Origin of the sequence: Spirosoma terrae (assembly GCF_010435915.1) — a bacterium.
In the GTDB taxonomy this organism is placed as follows: Bacteria; Bacteroidota; Bacteroidia; order Cytophagales; family Spirosomataceae; genus Spirosoma; species Spirosoma terrae.
Genome location: NZ_JAAFZH010000040.1, coordinates 1 through 1458, shown reverse-complemented (window position 1 = coordinate 1458; position 1458 = coordinate 1). Strand labels below are relative to the sequence as shown.

The window sequence follows — 1458 nt, the reverse complement described above, 5'->3', positions numbered from 1 at the left end:
AAACATGAGTCATCCCGAATTTTGAGTGAGCGCGAAAGCGACCATTAGAGCATTAGCGATGGCCATGCGCAATCGATAGATCGGCACTGAAGCAGTTCGGTGCCGATTTCCGGTTCTAGGCGCCCACTGCTGGAGAAAAAGGGGTACCCAATGGGGCCAGTTTCGTAGTAGCGACAACAAAAAGTCGTATACTAAGGCCACAATCGCCAACAGTTTGAGCCTGTTTTCCCAAAACCAGAGCCGGGGCGATTCCATACCCAACTCAGCTTTACCTGCCCGGAAGGCCTGCTCAATTTGCCATCGGTGCATATAACTGTGAACCATCTGCCAGGCATCCTTGACCGTTTTAATAGCGATTGACGTCAGCAGATACATCGGTGGCTGAAGACTTTTCTTGTCCCCAACCACCACAAGAAACAGCTCCTGGTTGGGAAACTCAGGATGGTGCACCCTCAGCCAGCCCACACTGACATGTTTGGTGAGCTTACGCTCTTTATCCCGCAGCAGTTTGTGCCCTTGGACTTTGCAGCTACGGGCTAACAGATGGGTCTGTTTGGTACCTTTCTGAGTATGGATCAACAGGTGGTTCTTTTTCCAACGCAGTAGAAAGTCCTGGCCAAAATGAAGCATCCACTCAATGGTCCAGGCACTAGCATAGCCCCGGTCCAGCACGTGCAACACCGCTTGAGGTAAGGAGGCCTGTAGCTTTTTTAACATCCGAAACATGATGTTGGTCCCCACTTCTTTGTACTTACCCCGGGAGGTCCACCAACTCATCTGGCAGACACTGGGTGCTTCACCCAAGGCACTCAGCAGCACAGCTGTCCACTGAAAACCTGGTACACAAATGCGGGCGGTGGGTGGCTTGAAAAAGCCTTTCTTGATCTTGGTTAGGCGTTTGGCCTTACTGCTCTCCACCGAGCAAAGCCCCTCGACAAACCAGCTCTCGGGTTTTTCCAGGCGGCTATCATCCCACAGCAATAAGGGACGTTTGTTGGCGGCCAGCAATTGGGCGATTCGGCGTTGCGTCTGCTTGAAAAAGAACGCATCAATCAGTGAAGCGTCCCATTTTTTAGAGCGCAACAGATTGCTGAGCCGCTTGGTAGCGGCCGGGGCGTGCGCATAGCCGGTTATATAGCTCCCCAACTCGCTCAGTAACAGGCCCATCTTAGTATTGCGTACAAGTAGGATAGCGGAAAACAAGGTGGTGAAGGTGGCCACCAGCCGCTTATCAATCTGGGTCAACAGGTTTTCTTGAATGGGCTGGAGATAGCGCTGGGCTTTGGTGCGTACAAAGGCAGCGGCAGTTGACTTTGGAGCAGGAATACCTTTTTTTTGTTGGTATGTCTTGGACATAAAAAGACCTCCTTTCTGGCTTTGGCGTTGTGGTGATGCTCAAAGCTAAGAAAGGAGGTTCTTGTTTGGTCAGTCCCTCAAAATTCGGGATGACTCATGTTT

Annotated in this window: 1 protein-coding gene; it reads right to left on the bottom strand. The window is 51.3% G+C overall.

The window, feature by feature from the left end; genetic code table 11:
- Positions 1 to 9: 9 nt before the first annotated feature.
- Positions 10 to 1356, bottom strand: a complete 1347-nt coding sequence (locus tag GK108_RS30935) for a transposase (RefSeq protein WP_163955472.1) — start codon at positions 1354 to 1356, stop codon at positions 10 to 12.
- Positions 1357 to 1458: the final 102 nt, after the last annotated feature.